This window comes from Ureibacillus acetophenoni (assembly GCF_900220965.1).
Classification (GTDB): Bacteria; Bacillota; Bacilli; order Bacillales_A; family Planococcaceae; genus Ureibacillus; species Ureibacillus acetophenoni.
This window is the reverse complement of record NZ_OBQC01000011.1, coordinates 82,478-100,926: the sequence shown is the minus strand read 5'-3', so window position 1 is coordinate 100,926 and position 18,449 is coordinate 82,478. Positions and strand designations below refer to the sequence as shown.

Here is an 18,449-nt window from a genome sequence, read left to right as displayed (position 1 = left end):
GTATTAAACTTTAGCTTTTATTGAACTAAATGATAGTAATTTCACAACCTGTTTCCATAAAAAAACGATTTAGAAAAGATTGCAAAATATACAAAACTTCTCTAAACCATTTAGTTTAAATAATAAAGTTAATGAGAATTAAAATAAACACAGATACGACAACCGTTTTGTTCCTGTACCGGTATATTCATATCGTAGATTTCTCTTAGCGCTTCTGGATTGATAATGTCATTTGTAGGCCCACTTTTCACGACGCTACCGTTCTTAAGAGCGACAATGTAATCTGAATAAACCGATGCAAAGTTAATATCATGTAGGACGATTACAACCGTTTTTCCTAGTTCATCCACAAGTTTGCGAAGGATTTTCATAATTTGAACAGAATGCTTCATATCTAAGTTATTTAACGGTTCATCAAGAAGTATGTAGTCTGTATCTTGAGCAATAACCATTGCAATAAATGCACGTTGTTTTTGCCCACCAGATAACTCATCTAAAAACTTATCTTGCATATCGCCTAAGTTCATATAATCAATCGCTTGATCAACAAATTGCTCGTCTTCGTCTGTCAATCTACCTTTAGAATAAGGGTAACGGCCAAAGGAAATAAGTTCACGCACAGTTAAACGTACGTTTAAGTAGTTTGACTGTTTTAATATAGAAACTCGTTTTGCAAACTGATCTGACTTCCACTTTTTCACGTTACTCTCATCAAGCAATACTTCACCTGTATCTGCATCTAATAAACGACTCACCATCGATAATAGTGTTGATTTACCAGCACCATTTGGTCCAATAAAGGATGTAATGGCTCTTGGTTGTATATTTACAGAAACATTATTTACAACAGGCTTGTTACCAAAACGTTTTGTTAGTTCTTTGATTTCAATCATCCTGCTGCCCTACTTTCCTTCAATAGTAAATAAATAAAGTAAATACCACCGATAAAGTTAATAATAACACTCAACGTTGTTTTCATTTCAAAAATATGTTCAACAACAAACTGTCCACCAACTAATGCAATAACACTAATTAAGCCAGCTCCCAATATGTGAATGGAGTGCTTATAAGTAACTAAAAACTGATATGAAAGATTGGCTACGATTAATCCAAAGAATGTAATCGGTCCAACTAATGCTGTCGACGTTGCTATAAGCACCGACGATAAAACTAATATATTCATAACTACTCGATCATAATTAATACCTAAATTAATGGCATTCTCACGACCTAGTGACATTACATCTAATTGACTCATAATACGGTAACCATATATGAATGCAATTAATAAAATACCAAAAGAAATATACAATAGTTCTACTTTAATGTTTGTAAAGCTTGCAAACAATCTATTTTGTAGGCTCAAAAATTCAATTGGATCGATTAAAACTTGTAAGAATGTAACTAAACTTCCAAGTAAAGTACCTAACACCATCCCTATTAATAGCATTAGATAGATTGGATACTTATCAGCTCTAAACAATATTCGATACAATAATAGAGCAAATACTACCATTGCAATAATTGAGGCTGTAAAGTTCAGATACTGGTTTACTACCCAGACCGAAAGTGACCCTGCAAAAAAGAATATTAGAGTTTGCACTACTTCATACATCGAATCAATACCCATGATAGACGGAGTTAAAATTCGATTACGTGTAATTGTTTGGAACACAACAGTTGAATAAGCAATAGCAAAGCCTGTTACAACCATGGCTCCTACTCGCATCATACGTCTAGGAAAAGCGTAATCAAATCCACCTTTAATATCATAAAATGCGTATAAAAGGATACAAATTACTGCAATTATTGCTAAAATAATTAATTTTTTCGTATTATTTCGCATATGCTCTCCCCCTAAACAACAAGATTAAGAAGATTGCACTGCCAATCACCGCAACTGTTACATTCACTGGAATTTCATATGGATACACAACTATACGTCCTAGAATGTCACAGACTAATAGGAAAACAACACCCAATACCGCAGTGTGTGGAATTGTTTTACGTAAGTTATCTCCTAAATATAAAGAAACAATATTCGGTACAATTAGTCCTAAAAATGGAATGACTCCCACTGTTAAAACAACAGTCGTCGCTATGATCGCGACAAGTATAAGTCCGGTATTTAAAACTAATTTATAGCTTAAACCTAGATTTTTCGCAAAATCCTCACCCATACCTGCAACAGTAAATTTATTTGCATAAATGTACGCTAGTATAATAGCAGGAATACTTATGTACAACAGTTCGTAACGTCCTGCAATAATTAATGTAAAACTTCCCATTAACCATGAGTTAATATTTTGGATTAAATCGCCTTCATAAGCAAAAAACGTTGTTATTGAAGACAATATATTTCCATACATAATTCCGATTAATGGAACAAAAATAACATCTTTAAATTTAATTCGATCTAAAATCTGCATAAACAGCAAAGTTCCGACTAATGCAAATACAAAGCTAAAAATTACTTGTTGAGTGTATGTAACATTAGTAAAGAATAACATCGAAATGAGAATCCCTAACTTTGCAGCGTCCAATGTTCCTGCTGTTGTTGGAGAAACAAACTTGTTTCGACTTAAGCTTTGCATGATTAAACCGGCAATACTCATCCCTGCACCGGCTAGAATAATTGCTAATAGCCTTGGTAGTCGACTGATTAGGAAAATCTGCATTTCTTGCGATTCCCAATCAAGCAAGTCGCTTGGTTTAATATCAATTGCTCCAATAAACAGGGAAACAATTGAAAGGATGATTGCTACTATAATTAACATCCACAGTCTCATTTTTATCCCCATAATTCTTTATTTTTCGAGCATTCATTGAAAATGATTCTCAACTCGAGTCTATACTTATTATAAGCACTAAAAATTTAAAAATCAATATGTACATGAGAATGATAATCAAATCTGATATTAATATATGACAAAAATAACATTCGTCTGATTTTGCGAAAAAAGAAGCATCTTTTCACAATTATGATTGGATATTAAAGAATAATCTATTCTCGTTTGTTATTTACCATCATAAAAAACGACCCCTTTATAATTAAAGGAGTCGTTTTATGTTTGTTTAATGTTTTATTAAAATGAAATTTCAGTTGCTGTATCAATAATTTCTTGTGGTACTTCAATCGCTCCGATTTCATTGAAATTAGAGAATGTCATTGAAGTATTCATAAGCACTGATTCACCTGATGTTGTTTCAACCATTTCCATCACCATTTGGATTTCTTCAGTATCAAAAGTTTCTTTATTAATTACAATTACATAATTCATATCATTGAACTTAATACTTTCAAGAACTGCTTGATCTTCTGAAGAAATTGCTCCAGTACCTAAAGCCTGTTCTAAAACAAAGTCATTAAATTTATCGCCAGAAGCATCTAATGTTAAGATGTACTGATTATCGTTTTGCTCAAATTTAAAATCTTTAATGAATGATTGAAGCATTGCCAATTGTTCTGAAGCATCTGCTTGAGTTGCACTTTGTCCCATTAATTCTTCATAGTTATCAGCAGGAAGTTTCATCCAAGCTGCTGACATTTCATCATACATAAAGAATCCATCTTTCACCATGTACATTTCATATCCCATAGGCATTTCTTGACCTGTAGCAGGGTCTACCATTGTCGAACTACCTTTAGCATACATTGCAATTGGATCCATAGTCATATCCATTGTCATATCGCTATTTACAGTCAACTCTTCGCCTTCGATAGTCATTACTTGTTCCATTGCCACTTCAGATGTAAGGCTTTTAATTTCATTTTGTCTATCCATTGCTTTTTGATAAACTTCTTCTAATGTTAACTCAGAAACTTTTTGTTCCTCATCTTCTTTTTCTTCAGTTGTATTATCGTTCGTCTCGCCTGTAGTTTCTTTAGATGTGTCCTCTTCTTTTTCAACCGGCGTAGCTGTACTGTTACATGCTGTTAAAATCAAAGCAAATAAGCACACCAACATTAGCGATGCTAATTTTCTCATCTTTTCAATCCTTTCAGGGCTAACCGTTTATAGATTAAGTAATAAGTTAGGAAACTAGATTTCCTACACGCCCATTATATTGTAAAAGATGAGGTTTATGACATAGGTCAATAGTATACAATTTTTTACATAGGTCATTAGTATATAGTTTTCTACTTTGCTACTACAAATTCTTCATATTTCTTATAATCTGATTCTTTTAATTCTAACGATAAAAGCGTTCCATTTTCCTCGTATTCCGTAGAAAGAACGGTTGCATTTGAATTTAGATAAGACACAATTTCGCCCCTATCAAACGGAATTAACATAGAACATTTTACATAATCAGCAAATATTCTTTGTTTAATTATTTCTATAAGCTCGTCTAATCCCTTATCCTCTTTTGCTGATATCCAAATATTCTCACCACTTACGAGTGGGTATGTTAGATTTGCTAAATCTGCTTTGTTATAAACATAGACTGTCGGAACATCTACAACATCAATATCTTTTAAAGTATTATTTGTTACTTCCATCATAAATTTATATTCCTCATTTGATACATCCACAACATGAAGGAGCAAATCTGAATTCTTCGCTTCTTCTAATGTAGATCGGAAAGCTTTTACTAAGTGATGTGGTAATTTACTAACAAATCCTACTGTATCTGTTAGTAGAAACGATTTCTTATCTTCTAATTCGATACTTCTAACTGATGTTTCTAACGTTGCAAAGAGCATGTCTTTTTCAAATACTTGTTTATTTTCTAAATGACCAAGCTTTCTTAATATCTGGTTCATAATTGTGGATTTTCCTGCGTTCGTGTATCCAACTAGAGAAACAACCGGAACTTCATTTTTTCTTCGTTGTTTTCTTTGTGTTTCCCGTTGATCTTTCACCACTTCTAAGTCTTTTCTTAGTTTCGCAATTTGATCTTCAATTTTTCGACGGTCTAGTTCTAATTTCGTTTCCCCGGCACCACGGTTTCTAAAGCCACCACCAGTACCTCCACCTTGTCTTGATAAAGAGGCATGCAGACCAACTAATCTCGGTAACATATATTGAAGTTGCGCTAATTCAACTTGCATCTTTGCTTCACGAGTTTTTGCGCGTCGTTCAAATATATCTAAAATCAACATTGTACGGTCAATCACTTTACAATCTAATTCTCTTTCTAAGTTACGGATTTGTGATGGTGACAGTTCATCATTAAAAATTACAAGGTTAGCACCAGATTCATCATAAAAACGTTTAATTTCTTCAATTTTCCCTGTTCCTACATAATGAGAAGGTGTTACACGTTCTAAATTTTGTGTAATTGTCCCAACAATTTCAACTTCAAGTGCTTTAGCTAATTCACCTAGTTCTATCATTGAATAGTCAAAATTTGAATCGTTTTGAATATTTACACCAACGAGAATACCGCGCTCTACTAAAACTTCTATCTCTTTCATATCGCTCACAGACTTTCCTCCATCTACAAAAAGGTAATTTCTATTCTCATTATATTATATCCTTTACGATAAAAATAAAGACCCGCAACAATGAGGATGTCACAGGTCTATTTATAATAAGTTATTCCTTTTCTGATTTTATGATTGCTAGTGTTTCGTCAAATTCGTTTTCAATTTCTGAATTTGGTTTGTAAGTTATTAAACTTACAACAATAGCAGCAATTAGGCCTAGAATGAATCCTGGGACAATTTCATATAAACCAAAGACTGCATTTTTGATAGCAGGTACACTACCCCAAACAAATGCTACCACAGCACCAACAATCATACCTGCTAATGCACCGATATTTGTTAATCGCTTCCAGTAAAGTGCTAAAAGAATAACCGGACCAAAAGCCGCACCGAATCCTGCCCAAGCAAATGAAACTAACTCTAAGATTGAGTTTTCTGGATCTAAAGCTAAAAGTGCAGCAACAACCGATACAACTAATACAGCTATACGGCCAGCCCTTACATAATGCTTATCTGAAGCAGATTTATTAAATAAAGCTTTATAAATATCTTCTACTAAAGCCGAAGATGTAACAATCAACTGTGAAGCAATAGTACTCATTACTGCAGCTAATATCGCTGCTAGCATTATTCCAGCGATGAATGGGTGGAATAAAATCTGACCCATTGCTATGAAAATTGTTTCATGATCAAAGTTTTCATCTATCATATTATTTTGTTGGAAATATGCTAAACCTACAAGAGCAGTACCCATCGCCCCGACTAAACTTAAAATCATCCAACCTATACCAATACGACGAGCTTGCTTTGTTTCTCTTACTGATTTAATCGCCATAAAGCGTACGATAATATGTGGTTGTCCAAAATAACCTAGACCCCATGCCAAAGATGAAACAATACCAGCAACTGTAGTTGTCGACGCAAATAAATTTAAATGTTCTGGATTAACTGCTTGAATAGAAGCAATTGTTTCTCCAAAACCACCTGTTATAAAAATACCAACAATCGGAACTAATATTAATGCTAAGAACATGATTAACCCTTGTAAAAAGTCTGTATAACTAACGGCTAGGAATCCACCAAATAATGTATAACCAACAGTTACCACAGCTACAAGTAACATTCCAGTTAAATAATCAAGGCCAAATGCACTTACAAAGAACTTACCACCAGAAACCATTCCTGATGATACATAGAATGTAAAGAATACTAAAATGATAATGCCTGATACGATACGGATTAGTTTTGTTTTATCGCGTAATCGATTGTCCAAAAAACTTGGAATTGTAATTGAATCCTTTGAAACTTGTGTATACACACGTAAACGTGGCGCTACTAATATATAGTTTAACCATGCCCCTATCGTTAAACCAATTGCAATCCACGCTTCAACCAAACCGGATAAGTAGATCGCCCCAGGTAACCCCATTAACAACCAGCCTGACATATCAGCAGCTCCAGCACTTAAAGCAGTAACAGCAGGGCCAAGCCCACGACCACCTAACATGTAATCATTTAAGTTAGATGTTCTTTTATAGGCATACCATCCGATTAAAACCATTGCTAACATATATATAACAATAGCTATTGCCTGCCATGTTAACTCATTCATATTGCAACCCCCTTGTATCATTTTTAAAAAGTAATCTTAAAAAGAATATTTTCTCTCTTTCTAGAAAACTTTTAATACTAACAATTTATCATAATTTATTGTATTTAGAACCCCGTTTTTTGAAGAGACTGAAAAGTCAGTATTCTGATATAATAAAAGGATTATTGCAATACATTATTTAGAGTATTTATATACCTTTCATCAAGACGACAAACACATAAAACCTCAAATACAAATCTTTATGCTACACTATTTTCAAGATTGAATACGGAGGTTATTTTATATGAACTTTGACGAAATGAAAGTAGAACTTATGAAACGTATTACAGATAAGCACCTTGTAAACGCTACAATAAGTCAACCTCGCCAAAAATCAAGCGAAATTAAGAGAGTTAAACTAAAACCCATTGAGCTTAAAGGGATATATCATATTCAATTTGAGTACCAATACGAAAGAATTTTAAAGCACGAAAATGTTCAATTAGATAATATAGGCAAATTTATAGATGATATATTTGATCAGTTCCGTCAGGCTCATATGCAATTTACAAAAGAAACAATTCAAATACAATTATCAAAGAAAAATAAAGTATTGTGGAAAAGTGATAAAACAGTAGAAAAAAAAGAAGTGAATTTATCGCACAACCGAAAAAAGCAATACTTACTTGATGATTCCACACCATATCCTTTCCTAATTCGTTTAGGTGTTCAAACGGAAGAAGGTAAAGTTAAAAAACAAAAGTACGATAAATTCAAACAAATCAATCGTTTCGTAGAATTTATAGATGACTCATTGGATTATCTACCAAAAGATAAGCAAATTCGTATATTAGATTTCGGTTCAGGTAAATCTTATTTAACTTTCGCACTTTACCATTATTTAAAGGTTGAAAAGGGATTAAATATAAAAGTCACTGGACTAGATTTAAAAAAGGAAGTAATTGAAGAATGTCGTAAAATTGCTTCTGACCTAGAATATACTGATCTTGAGTTTTTAGTTGGAGACATCAATGATTATAATGAAGAATCTTCGGTAGATATGGTTGTTACATTACACGCATGTGATGTGGCTACTGATATGGCATTGGCTCGAGCAGTCAAATGGGGGTCAAAAGTAATCCTTAGCGTTCCATGTTGTCAACATGAATTAAACAGACAGTTAGATTCTCCTGCATTAAATATCATGACACAACATGGTTTAATACGAGAACGTTTCGCTGCACTTGCAACAGACTCCATTAGAGCAGAAATACTTACTTTAGTTGGTTACGAGACGCAAGTTTTAGAGTTTATCGATATTGAACATACACCGAAGAATATTTTATTGCGTGCTTATTATACTGGAAAAAAGCCGACTGTTGAACAGCGTGAGCGTTACAATGAATTCGTTCATTTCTTATCTGCAAAACCATTTTTACAAAATGAGTTAAAAGATTATTTAAATAGTTAAAGTAAATAAACATATACTATTAAGGCAAGTATCAATTGGAGAATTCCAATTACTTACTTGCCTTTAATTATGGAAATTTACTGTATGTTAATGTTACGTAATATAAATTTTGTATAAATCAACAATATTTTTGTATAGATTTTATAAATTTTTTGTTATTATATTTAAGGTTTTTCAAAAAAATCTCACGTATATTACTAGGAGGCAAAAAATGTTTAGCTCTAGAAAACCGGATCCCTTTTTTATTTCATTACATAAAATTGCGGAAAATATGAGGGAAGCTGTTCATTATGCAAATAATGCAAAGTATGGAACAAGCGCAGATATAAAAGATTTATCTATTAAATTAAAACAATATGAAACTTATGGGGATAATTTAATTCATGAGTTGATTGTGATGTTAAATAAGTCTTTTATGACACCTATTGAAAGGGAAGATATTTTAGCCTTAGCGAATCGCTTAGATGACGTATTAGACGGAATGGAACATTGTATCGCTCATTTTGAAATGTTTTCATTTACTGAAATCGATGAATCTATGCGAACATTTTTAAAATTCATTTCAAAAAGTGCAGATGAAATCGTATCTGCGATTGAGTTATTAAATAGAAAAAACTTATTAGAAATGCGTAAGCACATTATTCTTATTAAGGATTATGAAAGAGAATGCGACGAAGTTTCTAGAAGTTCAGTAAAACAGTTATTCTTAAAAGAAAAAGACCCTATACGCCTTATTAAGTTCAGAGATATTTATAACCAATTAGAAGATGTTGCAGATTACTGCCAAGATGTTGCAAATACTCTTGAAACAATAATCATGCGTAACGCGTAGGGTGATATTTTATGGATACTATATTAATTATTACTATATTGGTTGTTATATTTGCACTTGCATTCGACTTTATTAATGGATTTCATGATACAGCAAACGCAATCGCTACTTCTGTATCAACACGTGCACTACCTCCACGTGTAGCTGTTTTGTTAGCGGCAGTCATGAACTTTTTAGGTGCAATTACGTTTGTAGGAGTTGCAAAAGCAATTGCAAAAGATATCGTTGATCCTTTTTCATTAAATACTAGCGCTGACGATACTACTGGAACAATTGTTATATTAGCAGCATTATTATCAGCAATTACTTGGAATTTATTAACTTGGTATTTCGGTATTCCATCAAGTTCTTCACACACATTAATCGGATCTATTGCCGGTGCGGCTATTGCTGCTGCTGGATTTGGAATATTAAACTATGGTGGATTTTCAAGCATCCTTATCGGGTTAATACTCTCTCCATTCCTTGCACTAGCAGTCGGGTTTATCATAATGTCTATTTTTAAAGTGGTCTTTAAAAATCTAAATTTATATCGTACAAATAGAGGTTTTCGCACATTTCAAATTTTCACAGCTGCATTACAAGCCTTTACACACGGAACAAACGATGCTCAAAAGGCAATGGGGATTATTACAATGGCATTAATTGCTGCTGGCTTACAAACTGACGATTCTGTTCAAGATTGGGTACGTATTTCCTGTGCTATTGCAATGGGGCTAGGGACTTCAATTGGTGGATATAAAATTATTAAAACTGTCGGCGGTAAAATTATGAAAATCCGTCCAGTAAATGGCGCTGCAGCTGACTTATCTTCTGCATCCATTATCTTTGGTGCAACTTTGATACATTTACCAGTTTCAACAACACACGTTATTTCTTCAGCGATCATGGGTGTAGGTACTGCACAACGTGTAAAAGGTGTAAAATGGGGAGTTGCCCGTAAAATCGTATTAACATGGCTCATTACGATGCCTATTTCTGCAGTTATGGCAGCAATTATCTTTTTCATCTTAAACATATTCTTCTAAATTTATAAGTGTATAAAAATAGACGACCAACCTATATTTTTAGGTCGGTCGTCATGATTTCGTCTACATGCTCAAAGGACTGTTCATTCATTGTTTTTTTCGGCTCGTATGTTGCAAAAAATACTTGAAAAGCAATTAAAATTAAAATAATCGCTATAACCAAAATACTTACTACAGTTATTGCAGCCTTTTTTCCATTCATCTTTTTCTCCCCATTTATTTACTATTTCTTTCTGAATCCTTCTTCTTTTAAATATGAAACTGCAGATTCTCTAGTACCAAAACTTTCTTCTAGGTTTTGTTGGTAATATACATTCCAACTACGTTTTTCATAAACAAGTTCTATTTCAGATCCATCACGGGAAGCCCATTGTTCTATAATTGGCTGTTCTGGGTCCTCAGACAAATATTCAATTGCGTCACTCAGAATTTCACGTAATTTTTCTTCATCATAATCTCGTATATTCACAAGACCCTTATCATTAGACTCATTTTCATATTTCAATAAGTCTCCGATATAGACAAAGCCATTTCCGTTAGGATGTAACTTTTCTACAACAATTGTTTTTTCATGTAAACTTTCCTCAAAATGATAATTTAATCGATTTAAAGAAATTTCCTTCTTTGTTAGCTCAGGGAACGTCTCAATTACTTTCTGTTTCTGTTCAAATGATAGCATGGTTGAACTCCTTTTAATATAAATTAATTATTAGATCTTAAGAGAAAAACAGCATACCAAACTGGCATACTGTTGGTCATCTTAGTGTATTGTTCTGTAGAAGACTTTCGTCACACAAAACATTACTAAATGAACTGCTAAACCGATTTTGTAGCAGCTTCTTTTATTTTTTTCCGTTCTTCATAAATGTTAATAACGATAGCTTTGATTACTGCATATGTTGGAATAGCAATAATGATAGCAATAAACCCTGCAATGTTCCCCGCTGCAAGAACAATTGAGATAACAGTTAGTGGGTGAACGTTTAATTTCTCTCCCATAATATTTGGAGTAATTAAGTTACTCTCTACTTGTTGTGCTACAAGTGTGATAACACAAACCCAAATAACCAATATTGGATCTTGAACTAAAGCAACAACTACAGCTGGGGCTAAAGAGATCCACGGTCCTATAAAAGGAATCATATTCATAAAGAATGCAAATATTGCCAATAATAATGAATAGTCAAGTTTAATTAGAAGGTAACCTACATAAATCGAAGCAGCCAGAATGGCACTGATCATCACTTGCCCTTGAACGTAATTGCGCAAAACATTATCGATATCTGAAAGTGTTTCTTTAACCCATCTACGTCTATCCCCTGTAAATATATTATATATTTGCGGAGCAAACTTCTCATGATCTTTTAACATAAAAATGAAGAAGAAGGGGATAAGAATTAAAGTAAATACAACCGATACAGCACCACTAATAATAGAAACAATCATCTGACTACCTGCAACTGCAATCCCCTGAATTGAATCGACAACAGAGTTAATCATATCTTGAGCTTGTGGTGGTAAACTATCCTTATTTGCCATCACAATATCTGTTGCTTCCATTATTTTATCCCCTATATAAGGAGCATTTTTTACTAAATTATTAATTTGGTTCGATATTGGATTTGCTATCAATAGAGCCAACCCAGTGAAAATTCCAGCTAATAATAATACAATTGTAATTATACTACCCCATCTTGGCATTCCATGCTTTTCTAACAATCTTTGTAGTGGTTCCGTAACATAGTATAATACTCCACCAATTAATAACGGTACAAAAATTGTTTGTAATATAATGAATAATGGATTAAATATCCAATGAATTTCTACGGTATATTTAATAATTAATAATAAAATTAAAATTCCGATTCCTACTTGAAACCATACTTTTTTTGTCATTAAAACTTTCACTCCCTTCAATCACCTTAATAGTATTCTTTACCAAAAATAGTAGATTCAAACTATGTACGTTAATATATTACCAAAAAATTCATATATACTTAACAAAAACCTCTCGAATTATCGAGAGGTTTTCTTCTTATAACTTATTATCATCAACTGAATTAATATACTCTTCAATTGATTGAATAATTGACTCAACACTACCATCTTCAAACGGCGATATTAAGCCAGCTTCTTTAACAAGATTTGTAAATGACATTGACCCACCTAAACCGCAAAGATGAAGGTAATCTTTCCAAGCATCTGCAAAGTTTTCTCTTGAACGTTTCCAGAACTGGAATGCACAAACTTGCGCAAGTGTATAATCAATATAATAGAATGGACTACTATAAATATGGCCTTGACGTTGCCAGAATCCACCCTGTTCTAAATAATCGTATCCATCATAATCACGATGTGGTAAATATTTTTCCTCAATTTCTTTCCACGCTTGTTTACGTTCCGCCGGTGTCATGTTTGGATTTTCATAAACAACGTGCTGGAATTCATCAACTGCCACACCATAAGGTAAGAATAATAAACCACTTGTTAAGTGTGTAAATTTATATTTCTCTGTTTCTTCTTTAAAGAACAGATCCATCCATGGCCAAGTAAAGAATTCCATACTCATTGAGTGTATTTCACACGATTCATAAGTTGGCCATAAATATTCCGGAACACCGATGTTACGGCTTGAATATACTTGGAAAGCATGTCCTGCTTCATGTGTAAGAACGTCTATATCACCTGAAGTACCGTTGAAATTTGAGAAGATGAAAGGTGAGTTGTAATTTTCAATAAATGTACAATAGCCTCCACTTTCTTTTCCTTTTTTCGCTTCTAAATCCATTAAGTCATGCTCAACCATATAGTTAATGAACTCACCTGTTTCAGGTGAAAGTTCTTCATACATTTTCTTGCCGTTTTCAATGATCCAGGCAGCGTCACCTTTTGGATTAGCATTTCCAGTAAGGAAATTTAACCCTTCATCGTAATATTTAAAGTCTTCGACACCAATTCTTTTTGCTTGTCTTTCGTAAAGTTTTGTTGCAACAGGAACAATGAACTCTTTTACTTGGTCACGGAAATTTTTCACCATTTCAGCATTATAGTCCACTCGGTTCATATTAATATAACCTAGTTCAACATAGTTTTTGTATCCTAACGTCGTTGCAATTTGATGACGTAGTTTAACAAGGGAATCATAAATTTCATCAAATTTTTCACCGTTCTCTTTAAAGAAATCAAATCTAGCAAATAATGCTTTTTTACGTACTTCACGATCAGTTGACTCTCCATATGGTGCTAACTGCGCTAACGTTAAAGTCTTTCCATCAAATTCAATCTGTGCAGATGCTACTAACTTGTTATACTCTGATACAAGTTTATTTTCCTTTTGTAACAATTCGATAATTTCTGGTGAGAAGGATTTAATTTGATTTTCTGCTAGTGCAAACAGTTGCGTACCCCATTTTTCTTCTAGTTGTTTACGGAATGGAGACTTAACCAACTCTTGATAATACTCGAAAATTACTTCTTCAAATTGTGGTGAAATTTCATCAAAATAATCTCTCTCTTTTTGATAAAATTCATCATTTGTGTCAATTGATGCACGGACATAAACTAAAGTTGCTTGTGTGCCATAGTCGTTACGAACTTTATTAATCTCTTCAATAGCTTTTATTTGCGCTTCTACTGAATCTGCATTTTTAAATTGTTCGATTAATAAACGAAATTCTTTAGTTAGAGCTTCCAATTCCGGTCTAGTATATTGATATTCCTTAAAAGTAACCATAATTTTGCCCCATTTCATATTTTTGGAATAGTTTGAATTTTAATTATATACTTTATTAATTCATCTAGCAATCTAGTAAACCTATATTGATTCTAATTTTCTACATAATAAAACCAGTAGCATTAAACTACTGGTTTGCTTTTCGTTTAGTCTTCTAAATCTGCATTATGATATACACGTTGAACATCATCTAAATCTTCAAGTGCATCAATCATTTTTTCAAACTTTACTTTATCTTCCCCTGTTAACTTCACTTCTGTTTGAGGAAGCATTGTTAATTCTGCAACTGTAAATTCAGTAATACCTGCAGTTTTAAACGCTTCTTGGGCAGCGTGGAATTGATCTGGCTCTGCATAAACAATTGTAACCTCTTCTTCTTCAAACACGTCGCGAGCATCAACATCTGCTTCTAAAAGTATTTCTAATACTTCATCTGCTGATTTGCCTTCCACTCCAAATACAGCTGTTGAATCAAACATATAAGTAACAGAACCACTTACTCCCATGTTTCCGCCGTTTTTACCGAAAGCTGCACGAACATCTGAAGCTGTTCTATTTACATTATTTGTTAACGCATCAACAATTACCATTGTTCCACCGACACCGAAGCCTTCATATCGTAACTCATCATAATCTTCGCCGCCTGCACCTTTCGCTTTATCGATTGCTTTATCGATAATGTGCTTTGGTACGTTGTATGTTTTTGCACGTTCTAAAACAAATTTTAGTGCTGCGTTTGACTCTGGATCTGGTTCACCTTTTTTAGCAGCTACGTAAATTTCAACACCAAACTTGGCATAGATACGACTGGTATTTTTATCTTTTTCTGCTTTTTTATCTTTAATATTATTCCATTTACGACCCATTGGGATCACTCTCTTTCATTGATTATGAATATACAAAAAGGCAAGTTCGCCTAAATTAAGTAAATGAGACTGTAATATTATACACCAATACTCTTAAATGTTAAAAGATGATAATTTATTAAGTTGCTTGATCTTGTAAAATTATTTCTAATAGTGCCTGGCAACCATCCGACACTAACTCATAAGTTTCTTGAAAATCACCTGTATAGTAAGGATCTGGTACATCCTTTTTATGTTCAGTTAAATCTAAGAACCGAAAAATTTTCGGGTGATCCGATTGACCAAGAATTTCGCGGATATTACGGACATTGCTTGAGTCCATTCCGATAATATAATCAAACTTCTCAAAGTCATCTTTGTGTAGTTGCCTTGCTTTTATACCTGTTGTAGAAATATTAAACTCTCGTAGCTTTGATAATGTTCCTTTATGAGGACTTTTACCAATATGCCAAGAACTAGTCGCTGCAGAATCTACTTTAATTTTATCGCTTAGTCCTTTCTTTTCAATCAGATCTCTCATTACTGCCTCTGCCATAGGAGAGCGGCATATATTACCAAGGCAAACGAATAATATATGAATCATTTAATTACCTCCCTTAAAGAAAACACTCTCCACTTGCGGGAGAGTGTTAAATCACTTACTTCATTTCCATATCTTTTAACACTTGCGTGAGTCGATTTAATTCAGCTTCTAAAAACTCCATCGAAGTTTCTCGTGCTTCTTTTCCACTATCTACAGTAAATGGTTTTCCATAAATAAGGTATCCTTTTTTACGTTGTAACACTTCTTTTAAATTACGTGGACCAATATATGCTGCTGGAACGATTTTAGCTTTAGAAAGCTGCGCTATTGTAATTGCACCTTGTTTAAGATCTGAATTTTCAGAGGATCTTGTACCACTCGGAAAAATGCCGACGATTTTTCCTTCTTTTATTAATTGTCTTGGTATTTTAATAACGCTTGGACCAGGGTTATCACGATCTACAGGAAACGCATTTAAATTTGCAATTAATGGTCCTAATACTTTTACATCAAATAGCTGTTTTTTAGCCATGAAATGAATGTGACGAGGAAAAATAGAAACACCTAGATTTAAGATATCTACATACCCATTATGAGTACATGCTACAATATAGCCTTCTTCTTCATTTGGTAAATTTTCTTTCCCATATACTTTTGCTTTTGAACCATTAACAGTTAAAAAAGCATTAACTAATCTTGCTCCGAAATCATATAACACGAATGTCTCCTACCTTATACTTTTGTCTTATAGTTATTGTAATCTATTAACTATAGTCGATTCAATGGGTGTTTATTATATTTCTCCAATCAACACATCTAAATCTATAGTTATTTCTTGAACCTTCGTCATATCCAAATTTTCAACATGCCAACCCAATGGTGTCATTTCAAGAAGTTTTGGTACAAGTGTTTCTTCTAATGGTTGTGTATAGGTTATACGGCTAATATCTACTTTTGAAAATTGCTCATTAAATAGTTTTACAGTTTTCTCATTTGAATATTGTTCTTTTTCGGTACTTGCGTATGCTTGTTTTCTCAATTGTTGTAAGTACCCTGCTTGAGGTACCAATTTTATTACTTTCCCTCTTGGTGTCAACAACCGTTTAAATTCTTCGTAATTAGCTGGTGAAAGGAAATTTAATATACAGTCAAAAGTTTGTTCCTGGAATGGACTATTAGCCAAATCTCCAACACACCATATGTTTTGATCATAATATTTTGCAGCAGTAATTATTCCTTCTTTTGAAATATCAATCCCAACTGATACAATATCATGCTCTATCTTTTCACAAATTTTAACTAAATGTGATCCTTCGCCACAACCTGCATCTAAAATATTGTTTATATTTGAAGATAGTCGCTCTGCTATCATTTCATGTACTCGGTTATATAATCCACTTTGAATTATCTCTCTTCTCGATTCAAACAATTCTTTGCTATACATGGACTGAACATGTTTAGTCAAAAAGTTAACATACCCTTGTTTTGCAATATCAAAGGAATGGTTTTGTGAGCAGTGAATTCTACCATTATCCATAATCATCATTCCACTTTTACAAATTGGACATTGAAAGTATTTTTCCTGTTTTTTCATGGACGCAATACTAGCTTCTTTTTTTGAAAGTTTACCCATTCTTTACTCCTTCATTATTGTTAATAGTATCTTATTACTACTATACTTTATTTTAATAATATACGTATTGTTTCATGTATGTTTTGTTTGGACATGGAAATACATAGGAAATTTCATACTGTCCAAGGTGAGCATTTTTAAGCCGGTATTCCTTTTAACAAAACACTTTTTTATTTTTAGTTACTATAACTAAAAATGTATAAACTTTACAAATCTATTACGTTGTTCGTGTATAATTATTAAAATACTTCAATTCGAATGATTAAGAGAGGTAATTCTGTTATGCATGATGTTTTACGTATCGAATCTTATTCAGCAGCCGGTAATATTATTTTTCCATCTGTAGAACTAACAATACAAAAGGATACTATTATAGGTATTCATACAGATTATGCGAAAATTAACCACCTATTAGCACAGTTTCAATTACAACAATTTACATACATCCACTACCGAGAAGAGGGTCTTTACGAAAAGCTAAAGTTAAAAGAATATCTTCTCTTTTTAAAGCGCATACATAATCTTTCTGATTCGATTGATTCGTTCATAACACTTCTCAACCTTGAAAGCCATCTTAAAACAAAAATAGGAAAACTTTCGAGAAGTGAAAAGCAACGCTTAAGATTCTTAAATTGCATTGTAAATTCTAAAACGATCATTGTTATTGAGGAGCCTTTTCAAAATATCGATGAACACACTAAAAAAATAATTGTTAATGGAGTTCATCAGCTAAAGGAAGCAGGCAAACAGCCAATCATACTTAGTAGTAATATGGAAGATTTATTAATTTCATGTGATACCATTTTTCGATTAAACACTGATGGTTTGCATCTAGTGGATTTACAAGAAGATGACAACAAGGACAATCAATCAGCTATTAATACATCACATCATATACGTTTTGAAAAAATACCAACAAAACGAAATGACAAAATTATCTTATTTAACCCGCCTGAAATTGATTATATCGAGAGCGTTGAAGGAGAAGTTTCTGTCTATGTTGGAGGAGAGTCCTATCCATGTTCTCTTACGCTAAACGAATTAGAATCAAAATTGGCACCATTTGGCTTCTTTAGATGTCACCGTTCATACATTGTAAATTTACAAAAGGTGCGGGAAATTATTACTTGGACTCGTAATAGCTACAGCCTCTCCCTTCACACGAAGGAAGAACAAATAGTGCCATTATCAAAGAAGAATTTGGTCGAATTAAAACGAATTATCGGCATTTAAGTCATTTCCTAGGAAATAAAAGCTGTTCCATCCACCCACCTTTTGACACCTTTTATCGTAGAATAACTCCATTGACGGTTGTTTTAATGCACCTTTGGACGTCTT

At 33.1% G+C, this 18,449-nt stretch carries 18 protein-coding genes; 4 read left to right on the top strand and 14 right to left on the bottom strand.

The features are described 5' to 3' along the window. Positions 1 to 128 precede the first annotated feature (128 nt). The 6 genes from CRO45_RS14290 to putP all read right to left on the bottom strand — a co-directional run bounded on the left by CRO45_RS14290 (position 129) and on the right by putP (position 7,046). Positions 129 to 893, bottom strand: coding sequence for an iron ABC transporter ATP-binding protein (locus tag CRO45_RS14290; RefSeq protein ID WP_097150307.1), 765 nt, complete (start codon positions 891 to 893; stop codon positions 129 to 131). Next, the gene (locus CRO45_RS14285) at positions 890 to 1,846 is read right to left on the bottom strand and encodes an iron chelate uptake ABC transporter family permease subunit (RefSeq protein WP_097150306.1); all 957 of its coding nucleotides are present in this window, start codon (positions 1,844 to 1,846) and stop codon (positions 890 to 892) included. The genes CRO45_RS14290 and CRO45_RS14285 overlap by 4 nt, the downstream gene beginning before the upstream one ends. Continuing rightward, complete coding sequence (locus CRO45_RS14280; protein WP_097150305.1) at positions 1,836 to 2,789, bottom strand: ABC transporter permease; 954 nt, start codon at positions 2,787 to 2,789, stop codon at positions 1,836 to 1,838. Before CRO45_RS14280 ends, CRO45_RS14285 begins: the two co-directional genes overlap by 11 nt. 297 nt (positions 2,790 to 3,086) lie before the next feature. Next, positions 3,087 to 3,989, bottom strand: coding sequence for a DUF6612 family protein (locus CRO45_RS14275; protein ID WP_097150304.1), 903 nt, complete (start codon positions 3,987 to 3,989; stop codon positions 3,087 to 3,089). 152 nt (positions 3,990 to 4,141) lie between these two features. Then, complete coding sequence (gene hflX / locus CRO45_RS14270) at positions 4,142 to 5,422, bottom strand: GTPase HflX (protein ID WP_097150356.1); 1,281 nt, start codon at positions 5,420 to 5,422, stop codon at positions 4,142 to 4,144. A 121-nt stretch (positions 5,423 to 5,543) separates the two neighbouring features. Beyond that, a complete protein-coding gene (gene putP, locus CRO45_RS14265; protein WP_097150303.1) occupies positions 5,544 to 7,046 on the bottom strand; it encodes a sodium/proline symporter PutP in 1,503 nt (500 codons plus the stop codon). Between the two features lie 283 nt (positions 7,047 to 7,329). Between putP and CRO45_RS14260 the strand changes: the two genes are divergently transcribed. The 3 genes from CRO45_RS14260 (at position 7,330) to CRO45_RS14250 (ending at position 10,356) form a co-directional block, all read left to right on the top strand. Then, a complete protein-coding gene (locus tag CRO45_RS14260) occupies positions 7,330 to 8,496 on the top strand; it encodes a class I SAM-dependent methyltransferase (RefSeq protein ID WP_097150302.1) in 1,167 nt (388 codons plus the stop codon). Between the two features lie 211 nt (positions 8,497 to 8,707). After that, positions 8,708 to 9,328, top strand: coding sequence for a DUF47 domain-containing protein (locus tag CRO45_RS14255; RefSeq protein ID WP_097150301.1), 621 nt, complete (start codon positions 8,708 to 8,710; stop codon positions 9,326 to 9,328). 11 nt (positions 9,329 to 9,339) lie between these two features. Beyond that, positions 9,340 to 10,356 carry an inorganic phosphate transporter gene (locus tag CRO45_RS14250; protein WP_097150300.1) on the top strand — a complete coding sequence of 339 codons (1,017 nt, stop codon included), beginning with the start codon at positions 9,340 to 9,342 and terminating at the stop codon, positions 10,354 to 10,356. A 31-nt stretch (positions 10,357 to 10,387) separates the two neighbouring features. Here the strand turns inward: CRO45_RS14250 and CRO45_RS20105 are convergent, their stop codons facing one another. The 8 genes from CRO45_RS20105 to CRO45_RS14215 all read right to left on the bottom strand — a co-directional run bounded on the left by CRO45_RS20105 (position 10,388) and on the right by CRO45_RS14215 (position 17,111). Beyond that, positions 10,388 to 10,558 (bottom strand): hypothetical protein, encoded by a 171-nt coding sequence (locus tag CRO45_RS20105; protein ID WP_170949498.1) that lies wholly within the window; start codon positions 10,556 to 10,558, stop codon positions 10,388 to 10,390. Positions 10,559 to 10,579: 21 nt separating this feature from the next. Then, entirely contained in the window at positions 10,580 to 11,035 is a 456-nt protein-coding gene (locus CRO45_RS14245; RefSeq protein WP_097150299.1) for a hypothetical protein, read from the bottom strand. A gap of 137 nt (positions 11,036 to 11,172) precedes the next feature. Beyond that, complete coding sequence (locus CRO45_RS14240; protein WP_097150298.1) at positions 11,173 to 12,252, bottom strand: AI-2E family transporter; 1,080 nt, start codon at positions 12,250 to 12,252, stop codon at positions 11,173 to 11,175. A gap of 139 nt (positions 12,253 to 12,391) precedes the next feature. Then, positions 12,392 to 14,089 (bottom strand): M3 family oligoendopeptidase, encoded by a 1,698-nt coding sequence (locus CRO45_RS14235; protein WP_097150297.1) that lies wholly within the window; start codon positions 14,087 to 14,089, stop codon positions 12,392 to 12,394. Positions 14,090 to 14,235: 146 nt separating this feature from the next. Further along, a complete protein-coding gene (locus CRO45_RS14230; RefSeq protein WP_097150296.1) occupies positions 14,236 to 14,955 on the bottom strand; it encodes a YebC/PmpR family DNA-binding transcriptional regulator in 720 nt (239 codons plus the stop codon). A 118-nt stretch (positions 14,956 to 15,073) separates the two neighbouring features. After that, positions 15,074 to 15,538 (bottom strand): low molecular weight protein-tyrosine-phosphatase, encoded by a 465-nt coding sequence (locus tag CRO45_RS14225; RefSeq protein ID WP_097150295.1) that lies wholly within the window; start codon positions 15,536 to 15,538, stop codon positions 15,074 to 15,076. A 55-nt stretch (positions 15,539 to 15,593) separates the two neighbouring features. Next, positions 15,594 to 16,196 carry a lysophospholipid acyltransferase family protein gene (locus CRO45_RS14220; protein WP_097150294.1) on the bottom strand — a complete coding sequence of 201 codons (603 nt, stop codon included), beginning with the start codon at positions 16,194 to 16,196 and terminating at the stop codon, positions 15,594 to 15,596. Between the two features lie 75 nt (positions 16,197 to 16,271). Beyond that, positions 16,272 to 17,111 (bottom strand): putative RNA methyltransferase, encoded by an 840-nt coding sequence (locus CRO45_RS14215; protein WP_097150293.1) that lies wholly within the window; start codon positions 17,109 to 17,111, stop codon positions 16,272 to 16,274. A gap of 282 nt (positions 17,112 to 17,393) precedes the next feature. On the opposite strand from CRO45_RS14215, the gene CRO45_RS14210 reads away from it, so the two are divergent. Then, entirely contained in the window at positions 17,394 to 18,344 is a 951-nt protein-coding gene (locus CRO45_RS14210; protein WP_097150292.1) for a LytTR family transcriptional regulator DNA-binding domain-containing protein, read from the top strand. The last annotated feature ends 105 nt before the right edge of the window (positions 18,345 to 18,449 follow it).

Coding starts and splice junctions, on each gene's coding strand:
- CRO45_RS14245 (WP_097150299.1), bottom strand. CDS start 11,035: ATGCTATCATTTGAACAGAAACAGAAAGTAATTGAGACGTTCCCTGAG.
- CRO45_RS14280 (WP_097150305.1), bottom strand. CDS start 2,789: ATGAGACTGTGGATGTTAATTATAGTAGCAATCATCCTTTCAATTGTT.
- CRO45_RS20105 (WP_170949498.1), bottom strand. CDS start 10,558: ATGAATGGAAAAAAGGCTGCAATAACTGTAGTAAGTATTTTGGTTATA.
- putP (WP_097150303.1), bottom strand. CDS start 7,046: ATGAATGAGTTAACATGGCAGGCAATAGCTATTGTTATATATATGTTA.
- CRO45_RS14250 (WP_097150300.1), top strand. CDS start 9,340: ATGGATACTATATTAATTATTACTATATTGGTTGTTATATTTGCACTT.
- CRO45_RS14235 (WP_097150297.1), bottom strand. CDS start 14,089: ATGGTTACTTTTAAGGAATATCAATATACTAGACCGGAATTGGAAGCT.
- CRO45_RS14290 (WP_097150307.1), bottom strand. CDS start 893: ATGATTGAAATCAAAGAACTAACAAAACGTTTTGGTAACAAGCCTGTT.
- CRO45_RS14260 (WP_097150302.1), top strand. CDS start 7,330: ATGAACTTTGACGAAATGAAAGTAGAACTTATGAAACGTATTACAGAT.
- CRO45_RS14285 (WP_097150306.1), bottom strand. CDS start 1,846: ATGCGAAATAATACGAAAAAATTAATTATTTTAGCAATAATTGCAGTA.
- CRO45_RS14255 (WP_097150301.1), top strand. CDS start 8,708: ATGTTTAGCTCTAGAAAACCGGATCCCTTTTTTATTTCATTACATAAA.
- CRO45_RS14230 (WP_097150296.1), bottom strand. CDS start 14,955: ATGGGTCGTAAATGGAATAATATTAAAGATAAAAAAGCAGAAAAAGAT.
- CRO45_RS14225 (WP_097150295.1), bottom strand. CDS start 15,538: ATGATTCATATATTATTCGTTTGCCTTGGTAATATATGCCGCTCTCCT.
- CRO45_RS14275 (WP_097150304.1), bottom strand. CDS start 3,989: ATGAGAAAATTAGCATCGCTAATGTTGGTGTGCTTATTTGCTTTGATT.
- CRO45_RS14210 (WP_097150292.1), top strand. CDS start 17,394: ATGCATGATGTTTTACGTATCGAATCTTATTCAGCAGCCGGTAATATT.
- hflX (WP_097150356.1), bottom strand. CDS start 5,422: ATGAAAGAGATAGAAGTTTTAGTAGAGCGCGGTATTCTCGTTGGTGTA.
- CRO45_RS14215 (WP_097150293.1), bottom strand. CDS start 17,111: ATGGGTAAACTTTCAAAAAAAGAAGCTAGTATTGCGTCCATGAAAAAA.
- CRO45_RS14240 (WP_097150298.1), bottom strand. CDS start 12,252: ATGACAAAAAAAGTATGGTTTCAAGTAGGAATCGGAATTTTAATTTTA.